At 39.9% G+C, this 11604-nt stretch carries 1 protein-coding gene; it reads left to right on the top strand.

Going from position 1 to position 11604, the window contains the following annotated elements; genetic code table 11:
• Window positions 1–11 precede the first annotated feature (11 nt).
• Window positions 12–11604 (top strand): MBG domain-containing protein (locus tag ACYVTD_RS02050; RefSeq protein ID WP_461246114.1); only part of this gene is annotated, 11593 nt, incomplete at its 3' end.

Genomic DNA, 11604 nt, shown 5'->3' on the forward strand with positions numbered 1-11604 from the left:
GAGAGAATAGCATGGAACCTATTAAAAACTCTTTATTAATAACCTCTAGGAGAATCGGCGCGAAAGTGCTGTCTCTTTTGTTGTGTTTAGCAATTTTCGGCACGATCTTGCCGAATAATATAACCTTGCCAAAAGCCGAAGCGGCAACTGCTGGGTTCGGGCAAACCCTCGCATGGAATAATGGGTTCACTGCGCCTTCAAGTGGCGTCGTTGCAAGAATGCGATTACAAAATGCCACAAATGGTATTCGTTCTGGAAGCACACACACTTTGCCAACTGGCAGCAAATGGTCCAAAAACGGAACCACTTGGAATACAACAGCTATATCCTCTCAAACCGATATAAAAAATGATCCTAACTGTACATTATATATTTTTACTCCTATTACGGGGTTTTCTGATTTAGGAACATCTAGCCTTCTTCCAGACGTTGAAGCAGATGTCGATGTTTCTATGGATCCGAGCATAACAACGGCTCCAAACTATTTTTTATCAAATTATGCATACGGTTGCTCATATATTCGTTCCATTGGCGTACCAAACACGAGTGGCATCACAACAATTAATAATGATTTTATGAGAGGTTATGCTCTTAGTGTTGGTCTTAATGCATATAATAATTCTGGTCATCCTCCATTGATAGGCACAGGCACTGTATACGATTATAGTTATCCATTAGCCGCGCCTAATATGAATCCAACAATATCTTCTGTTGGAAATAACTTTATGAAATATTATGCTATGAATATGGTAACGTGTCTTAGCTCTTTAGGCGTGCCCGATACTAGCCATTTAACAAGCGTAGGCAATAACTTTATGGAGGGTTATGCAGTAGGAAATGATCTTCCATCTGTCCCTGTTTTTACTAGTTTAAAAACTGCTGGCGATAATTTTATGAAATCATATTTTGGCAATTTTGGTCCAGTATATGTTCCCGCCCCTTCATTTCCTGCATTAACTTCCGTAGGCACAGGATTTATGACAGAATATAATTCTCCATCGCCTAATTATAGCCTAAAAGCATCGAAAACTAAATCCATTGCTTTGCCAAACATTCCTGTTTTAACCTCCGCCGGAAGTGATTTTATGTTATATTATTGTTATTATGATAACGATCTTGAAGACATATATGCTCAATATGCTCCCTCTTACCTAGCCACACATGATATTAATAACATTTTAGTGACAACAAATATTTTCAACACTTCTCTCCACACAGCAACAATAAGCGGCGTAAATTTTTCCACATATCAAGCAAACACACCAGCTTGGCAAGCTTTAACGGCAAGCGGAAAAACTCTGTATTTAAATGGTATTAAAAACACTAGCCAAGTTGTGACATTGCCGGTGAATATAACACCAAATGTTACAGTCAACGGAACTTATACTTATAACAAAACAGCCCAAATACCAGATGTCACGGTTTCATATAATGGTCAAGTATTCACTAGCGCTGATTACAATATTTCTTGCTCTAGTAATACAAACGCAGGAACTGCAAGTGTAACTGTTACTATGAAAAACGGTTATACTGGAAGCAAAACCGTAAACTTTACTATTGGAAAAAAACCGTTGAATATAGTTCCTAAATCTAATCAATTTAAGACTAAAACATACGGAGCAGCAGACCCTACTTTAACTGTCACATTTGCTAATTGCGATGTCATCGGAGTATGTTCTGGCGACACTGCATCTCCGTCCATAACCTCACAAACAGTTAGCGGCACTGCAGGTCCATCACGACCTGCCGGAGGATATAGCCTAACTATCACTGGCTCAATTACTAGCACAAACTATTATGTAGAAAATACTATAACTAATAATTTCCTCACTGTTAACAAAGCGCCCCTAACTATCACTGCATATAATGCTGAACGTTATGTGGGAGAACTATCATTCGTCCCAACATATTATTTCAGCGGTTTTATTGATGGCGAAAATTGGGACGATGCAGCCGTAACAGATGGTCGCACCGTTTCCTTTTCATACACTCCTCAGCTGAATTTTCCTTTAGTAAAAGGCACATATAGCATAATTCCTTCTGGCGTAGATTTCGTTAATTATGAAGAGAACTTTGTAAGCGGAACATTATCTGTGATTACAATGGCTTCTTTCACTACGACCCCGCAAGCTACTAGTCACACTTACAATGGACAAAATCAAACATTAGTTTCTGCCGGCGCTTCGTCAACCGGAACACCTTATTATTGTTATAAAAAATCTACTGACAGCACTTATAGCGCATGGAGCACTAGCATCCCTGCAGTCACTAACGCCGGCGCATACGATGTGAAATTTAAAGTTGTAAAAAATTCTAATACCGATCGTGATTCAGTTGAGACAGCAGTCACTACAAATATATGGAAAAAAGACATTTATATAACCTTAACGGCTGCCAACATTACATATAGCAGCCAAGATCCAACTATAAGCTACAATACCGCTGCAGCGACGGGATTCGTTGGCGGCGATACATATGCTTCAACTTTTAGCGGCACTATAGTGACATTCATCGATGGCGCGACATATTCGTCTGGCAAGCGTCCTGTCGGAACGTATTATTTGAATGGTTATGGAGCTACTGCAAATAACTACATAACGAATTTCGCAGGCAGCTTCACTGTATATCCAAAAGCGATTACGCCAACGGTCTCTGTAACCTCTTCATATATCGCAACAGGCAGTGCAATAACCCCAGCATCAAAATATGTTATTGTTAAAGACGGCAATACTGTTTTAACTCAAGGAACGGATTACACATACGTCGCTTCTAACAATACCGCCCCAGGAAATGCGACTGTAACCGTAACGCTTACTGGCAACTATTCCGGGGGTGGCACTGCAACTTTCAAAATAATTGACGAGGATATTTATTCTTATAAAAAAGGCGTAATAGCGACGATAAAAGTTGACTCTAATGCTATTTTGCCTGCTAATAAACCAATGGTTAAAGGCAGCATGTGGTCTACTGATAACATGATTTGGACGACAAATGATTTGACCAATTCGGACGTCTATTCAAAACGAAATAGTTATATCTATATTTTCACTCCAGAAGATAGAATGGATGCATCAACCGATGCCGTTCTCCCCAATATTGCTTCAACCGTAACCATTGATGTCGATCCAACGATAACTAACGCAGGGAGCAACTTCCTAGCATATTATGCTGCTAGTTGCTATAACATCACTTCTCTTGAAATACCAAACACAGAAAACATCGCATCTGTTGGAACCAATTTCATGAAAAACTTTGCCTCACTTTGTTCAGGGCTGAATTTCTTAACAACATCTGCAAGCCCAGCATGGTTTGCGACGCACGATGTTGACTTCAGCGTCCCTTCATCTCGCCTAGGATATATCAAACTTCATATTGACAAAACCGATAGCGAAAGCGACTCCGAATATCGAGCTAAATACTATGCTTGGCTCGCTCTAGAGGATCAATATAGAACATTGCATATCAACTATATCAGAAGTCCTTATAATATAATTCCAACCACCTCTTTAGGCGCGGTTGCAATAACCAAAACACCTATCGCTGCAAGCGACTTAGTATATAACAGAAGTAATCAAGATTTATTAAGTGAATTAGCAGAAAGTGATAATTACGGAATAATCCAATATGCCGTTGTTGCATCAGGCACAGCTTGCCCTGCAAAAGATAGTAGCTTATGGTCCGCAGAAATACCAACAGCTATAAACGCCGGTAACTACGATGTATGGTTTTATTCAAAAGCTCCACATGGAGGGTTTACTGATTCCGTAGCGCAAAAAGTTGGGCCTATTAACATTGCCAAAAAATCAGTAACACCAAATGTGCGAGTAAATGCAAGTTACATAAAAACCGGCTCACCTATAATTCCTGCGGATGAAGTTATCATTGTCCAAGATATGAATGATGTATTAAGCGTTAATGATTATAATAGATCTGCAACGAATAACACAAATGCCGGAACAGCTACTCTCACAATCACGCTAAAAGGAAATTACCAAGGTTCAGCTACCTCATCTTTCGAGATTTATAACACGAGCATATTTGAAAAAGCTCAAGGAGTTATAGCAAATATTATCATCGCTAACGATGCAACTCTTGATGACAATAAATCCATGACATATGGCTGTTTATGGTCAACAGACCAAAAAATATGGAAATCAACAGATATAACGCCAGCAAACATTGCTCAATATGCAGGCGGCACAATTTATGTCTATACACCAAGCGGCGTGTATAATAGTACTGGCTCTATTTTGCCGAACATAAAATCTTCTGTTACAATAACTATCGATCCGTCGATCACGACTGTCGGCGATAACTTTATGAGAAATTTTGCTTTAAATTGCTACAATATTACCTATCTTGGCGTTCCAAATACAAGCAACATAACATCTGTGGGTACTCATTTCATGAGTTGTTATGCTTATGGATGCGAAGGAATAAGAACTTTTAATATAATAAAGCTTGATTCGCTACAATCTGCTGGTTCTGAATTTATGTTGGGCTCTCTAACTGGCGTAGACCTTCTTTTATCACTCAACGCATACGACTCATATCCTGGTTGGTTTGCAAACCATAATGTTTCATTTGGTATTTCTGAAAACTTATTAGGAACATTAAAGTTTAATTTATATAACACTGATGCAAATGTTAATCAAACTCATGAGGCGCGCTATTTGTCATGGCTTAATTTAACTCAAACAAATAAAACTCTATGGCTAAACTTTATCCGCAATCCGTTTAACGTTATTGCCGACCTAGGTCAATGTTCTTTGTCATCTTTATCTCCCCGAACTCAAGAATTCACTCGTTCTGAATTATCACTATTGTCATACCAACCAACGACTAGTCTTAATGGTCAAGTTTTATATTCCGTAGTCCCTCATAATGCAGCTCCTCCTTCAAAATCAATCACCTCTCTATGGAGCGAAAATATTCCTAAAAGAACCGAAATAGGCACATACGATGTATATTACTATGCAAAAGCTACTAACGGCGCAACAACCGATTCTGTTACTAAAATGGTTGCATCAACGATCACGCCGAAAGTGTTATCAGCTATTGATATAGAATTTTTGACTAAATATGTATATCAAGGGCAAGCTATAGAAGTTTCATCAATTGATTTCATCGCTAGAGACGTAAATTATGTTATGAATTATTGGGTTGATTTCTCCTTCACAGTTTCAAACAATGCTTCTGCCGGCACGGCACAAATAGATTTCACATTCACTGGCAATTACACTGGTTCTGCCTCAAAAACTTTCCAAATCTATGATGATATATATTCATACGAGCCAGGCGCTATCGCGGAAATTTCTATTAAAAATTCTTCTGGCGTTACCTTATCTGGTATTACTAATAAATCAGGGACCTTAAACAAGAAAAGTTTGATCTCCCTCGATCAATCAAAATGGTATCCTTCCACATCCATATCATACGCTAACGTCTCGAATTCTACTATATATATCTATACTCCGCTATCTGGTTTTGAAAATGATGCTTCAGCATATGTATTTGGCGATTATTATGCAAACCAAGTTTCTATCACAATCGACCCTAGTATAACAAGCGTTGGCGATAATTTCATGAGCAATTATATTTGGTCAAGTAATGCTATCGTCTTTAAAACCCAAATAGATCTTTCTAATATCACAACTGCCGGCGATAACTTTATGAGAGAATTCGTCACCGGTGGTTATCATCCTTATCCCGCTCCGTATCTTCCTAACCTAACAACTGTCGGCGATAACTGTTTGTATAATTTCACTTGCGGCAATGTGCCAGATTCATATCCTAACTTCCCTAGCCTTGTAACCGCTGGCGATAATTTCATGTATAAATATTTTGCATCTGGCCAGTATGGAGACAATTATAAATTTATTGTGGAAACTATTTCGGACTTCCCTTGTTTAACATCTGTAGGCGATAATTTCTTAAGCCTTGCATATGATTTTGGTGAAGCGTACTATAGCTTTATGAAATATGACACCCTAAAACTTCCTGACTTCCCTTCTCTTATATCCGCTGGGAACAACTTTATGAGCAAATTAGCAGGTCCGGCTAATTGTTTTCAAAAATTCAATACTGTTATTTCCCCAAGATTCCCAAATCTAACATCTGTTGGTAGCGAGTTCATGGCGTTTAATAGTTTTGATTTAACCTTTTATTCGGGATCCATCACTTCTAGACAGAACATCGTATTGCCATATCTTCCTAGCCTAATAACCAAAGGCCCTCAATTTATGCAAAACTATGCCTCTTATTCTAACTTCGAAACCTATGATGGACCAGAATGTTTTGAAGATTTTGATGTTGATCTTGGAAACGTTGACGGCGGAACTTCATACCAATATAAGCGCACCTACCCTAGCATAAAAATACATAAAAACCAAGGCGAGACAGATAGCGAATACGAAGCAAAATGCCTTGCATGGCTTGATTTGATCGAGACAGACCGCACTCTATGGCTAAACTTTATCCGAGATCCAAAAGCTGTAATCGCAGCTGATGGCAATGTTGGCGCGCTTCAACCGATCGACGTTACTCCTGCTATCCCAAATAGCAATCTCGTATTTAACAACACATACCAAAGCCTATTAGATACTCTTCCTGTCCCAGATGGCGGAGTTGTGATGTATTCAATAACAAAAGGCGACGCGCCAGCACCAGAAAAAGATCATAACTATCTAAACTATCGTGAAGACCATAGATCTCCATGGTCCTTGCAAGAACCAGTTGCTTTTGATGCAGGAACATATACCGTTCATTATTATCAAGACGGACCATCTGGGCTATATGGAAACAGCGAAATATTCCATACAAACCCTATAACGATCGCTCCAAAGGTTATCACACCAACCGTCGACATCGAGCCAATTTGTTACACAGGCGATGAGATTATACCTCGTGTATATATCGACCAAACGGATTTTAATACATATAATAAAGAAATGCTCGTTAAAGACGGCAATGTTATACTAGGCGAAAACATAAATAAACGTTTGGATGCTATCCCTGATGGCGCATATGGCTATCGTACTAACGCTCCAGAATATGGAGACGCTGCATATTATCAAACTCGCGATTTCAGCATGGAAAATTTTGAAGATAACATCGCTCCGGGCATCGCGTCATTCGATTTAGTTCTTGAAGGCAACTACAGCGGCACAAGCCGAGTTACTTTCGAAATCCTAGGCCGCGCAGAATATTGCTATAGAATCTACGGCCCTGGTATTTTCACTACGGTTCATATAGACGAAAAAGCTGATGTTTCTCATCCGGCAGTTGGAAACCAATATAGTAATAATCTCTCTGTTGATGCAAGACATAATGTATATGCATCGAATAATTTCCACAAACCTTTAAACAAAGGCCTTTCAGCATCAGGAGTGCTAGGTGATAGCAACGCCGCTGTAAACAGCAATGGAATAGCTTATTCATCTTTTTCTAGTACGGAGCTTCAAAAATTAAAAGGAAAAGAATTATATATTTATTCTAAGCTAACACCGGGCGATTTGAGCGATATGAATACTACCCCTAATATTGATTCAACTGTTGAATTCGAGATTGACCCTAGCATAACAACGCTCGGCAATGATTTCATGAAACAATATTTATATAATAATCGTGGAGTAAAATCAGCTAAATTGCCTGATTTATCAAACGTGACGTCCGTTGGCGATGGCTTTTTGAGCGAGTTTAGTATGCATCTCGAAAACATCGAATTCGGCGATATGTCTAACATACAAACCGCAGGCAGCAATTTCATGTATAAAGTTTTAGGAAATTATTATGATTATTGTAATATAGAAGAATTTCCTTCTATCAATTTATCAAGCCTTGCTTCTGTCGGCGATGGCTTTATGTTTAATAGCTTATATAATATTCGGAGCGTTAAAACTATCGGCGCGCCTCATCTTCCTAACCTTAAAACCGCAGGCGAAAATTTCATGTCTAATTATGGTCGTGACTGCTACGCTATGGAATCGCTAGAACTTCCTACACTCCCAGCAGATTTCCAAACAACCGGAAGCATCGGCATTAACGCATCTGCAGGAAGAAAACTCGCCGAGCTGAAAGTTAGAGGCGAACCTGGTTATTGGGCAGCGCATGACGTTTCAATAGAGGTTCCATTATATCGCGAAACATTTATCAAGCTATTCGTTGAAAGAGACACCGGCGAGCTAGACGGCGCATATGAGTCTCGCTGCGAAGAGTGGGATGAGCTAACTAACAGCGGACGCACACTATGGCTCAACTATATCCGTCATCCTCATTTTGTAACTAATGATATTCCTAGAGAGCCAGCTAGTTTCACGGCGTTTGAACATTTCGGACCAGGCGCGTTAACTACAATAAACATGCTAGACAACGAAAGTTCATACTATGAAATTATGAGATCAAAAAATTATCTTTCATCTCATAACGTATATCCATTCTACTCTGTAGACGAAATTCATTGGTATTCATACTACGCATTTTATTGGCAAGATTATATTAATGAAAAATTCAACGAAGCTATTTTGGAAAGCGACAAACTCTATATTTACTACCCAGAATCTTCTCTGTCTGCTTACAATACCGTAGCATATTATACTCCTAACATCAGCAGCGATGATGTTGTAATCGAGCTAGACCCAAGGATCACGACTGTAGGCTCTAATTTCATGTCAGGTTTTGCAATGAATTGCACGGAAATAACATCCATCACAGGGCCAGACACATCAAACATCACTTCAGCTGGTAGCAACTTTATGTATACTTTTGCATCAGGTTGTCAAAACCTAACTTCTCTTACAATCCCTACCATCAATTTCCCATTAACTGACACAGTTTATGATAAAGGCAATTATATCCCTGGCAATATCGGAGACTTCATGAGCAATTATGCGTATGGTTGCTCTAGCTTAACCGAATTCGTTACGGATTCAGCCCCTGGAGCTTTCGCACAACGCGATATAGCATTCCGTGTCCCTGCCTCTTGCGAAGGCAAACTTTCGCTTAATCTGATAAGAAAATCTGGCGAAACAAACGCAGAATATAGCGCGAAACGCGAGGCATGGGAAGCGTTAACCGTCGGGCAAAATGATTATACTGGGCGCACACTATGGCTAAATAGAATTCGCCATGCATATTTCATTCAAGACGATGGGCAAATGGCGTTAGAGAACGCACCAGAGATATACGATATGTACGGCTCTGGAGTTATCGTAACCATGCACATTGCAGACGATGCAGCCATCCCACTAGGCGTTCCGTATAGCGGCGGTTCAACTTATATTAATTACTCAATAGACGGCATCGTTTGGCATTCTAGTCCAAGTACGCTTTCTACAGAGGAAAATCAAACCGATATGAGAGGCAGAGATCTATATTTCCATTATCCGCTTCTAGATGAAGTTTATGTGTTTTTAAGCTTGCCTAACATTAAGGCAGACGTAGAAGTCGAAATTGATTCTCGCATATCGGATGTCGGCGACTATTTCTTATATTATCTCGCAAAAAATAAAACCAACTTCACGTCCCTCGGCGTTCCTGATTTGTCGAACGTAACAACCATTGGCGATTGGTTTATGTCAAATTATGCAGACAACGCAACAGGGCTAGAAGAACTTCCTGTTCCTGATTTGTCGAACGTAACAACCCTCACTGCAGAAGGTTTCATGAATAATTATGCAAGCGGCACGAATATCGAAACTTTAGGCGCGCCTGATCTCTCAAGTTTGCAAACACTTGTTGGACAGTGCCACACGTTCATGCAATATTATGCACAAAATTGCCCAAATCTAACTTCGCTTGGCATCCCTGTTTTGCCTGACATCGAAGTACCTCCTTCATTCTCAATAAATAGCTACTTAAGGAATTTTAATGTATATCGGTTATATTGTTACGGCGGAAATAACCCTAACCTAACAGAGCTGACTTCAACTGGCGACCCTGGCTATTTTGCAACGCATGCTTTTAGCTTCGGCGTCCCTGCTGAGAAAGAATTTGTCATGACATTCAAAGCCATTAAAAACGATGGCGAAACAAAAGGGGAATACGAAGCTAGATGCGAGCTTTGGGAAGCTCAAATGAAAAAGAACAAAACCCTATGGCAAAACTACATCCGTCATCCATATTGGATGGAAAAAGACGGCGAAGATGAAACCGAAAACAAATTCCCTCCAGAATTATTCGAATATTATGGCTCAGGCGTTGTTGCAACTATGCACATTGCAGACGATGCTGTTTATGAAGGCATAAATGGACTATCCGCTCGAAAAGATGTTTTGTATTCAACCGACCCTCTCGGGGCAGGGCAATTATTCAATTGGGGCAGAACCATGCCAGATATCGAAGATATTCGTGGCGGCGAGCTATATGTATACACTCCTATCAACACCCAGGCTACAGGCATAGCCCTTCCAAACATTAAAGCAGATGTTGAGCTCGAAATTGACCCTAGCGTAACTACTATCAAAGGTGCTTTCCTAGCCGATTATGCTAAAGGTTGCTATAACCTCACCTCGCTTGGCGTTCCTGATTTGTCTAACGTCACGTCTATCGAACGCTTAACCAACGCAGATGATGACTCTCGTGATTATGATGACTGGGATTATGATCTAGGCAGCATTAGATTTATGAATAATTTCGCTGACGGCTGCTTCAACATAAAATCTCTCGGCCTACCTGATTTATCAAACATATCTAATATTAATTTTGGCTATTCTAGCTCTCAGTTTATGTTTAGATATGCTAACCATTGCTATAATCTAGAAACATTAAAAGCAAGCGGCACACCAGGTTATTACGCTGATCATGAATTAATTTTTGAAATTCCAGAAGCGCGCGAGGGCATCGTTAAACTCTGCGTGCCAGAAGAGCACGAGAATGAATGGAGAGGCATTTTATCTCCTGGATTGCCTGGTTATGATATCGGCACGCTACGATTTAACCGCATTATAAAGCAAAGCGATATAATAACAGACGATTCATATGAGTTTGTTGTAGACCCAGGCATCGTTGCAACTATGTACATCGATGATAATGCCAGCTTTGCAGAATGGTGGGATTATAACGAATATTATCTTCCTAGATTTTCAAAAATGCGCGGGTATGCACAATGGTCGACAGATATGATTAATTGGTCTGCCGCACCACTTTTAGTGAGCCAAGAACACGAACTACAAGGAAACACGCTATATATCGGCATTCCAAGAGAGTTCGCAACGATAACACCAGAAAACAATCGCGGAGACTCAGCAGGCTATTATTTTGGCTATGGTTCAAACATTGCTGCTGAAATACGACTATCTGGCATACCTAACATTAAAGCAGACGTTGATATTTGGCTAGACCCAGAGATAACAGTCGTTGGGCCAGGCTTCATGAACGGTTTCGCGCTAAATTGCTATGATATCAAATCATTAGGCATGCCAGACACATCGAATATAACATCAATTTGCAAAGGTTTCATGGCAAGCTTTGCGGAAAATTGCCGGAAATTACAATCGCTAGAAGCTCCGGATTTATCAGGCGTCACAGGATACACCCCAATCGACGCAATATTTGAACAAAGAGGATTTATGGAAGGGTTTGCGAAAAATTGTTCTCGCCTAACCT

The sequence above is a fragment of the Treponema sp. R6D11 genome, from assembly GCF_054786075.1.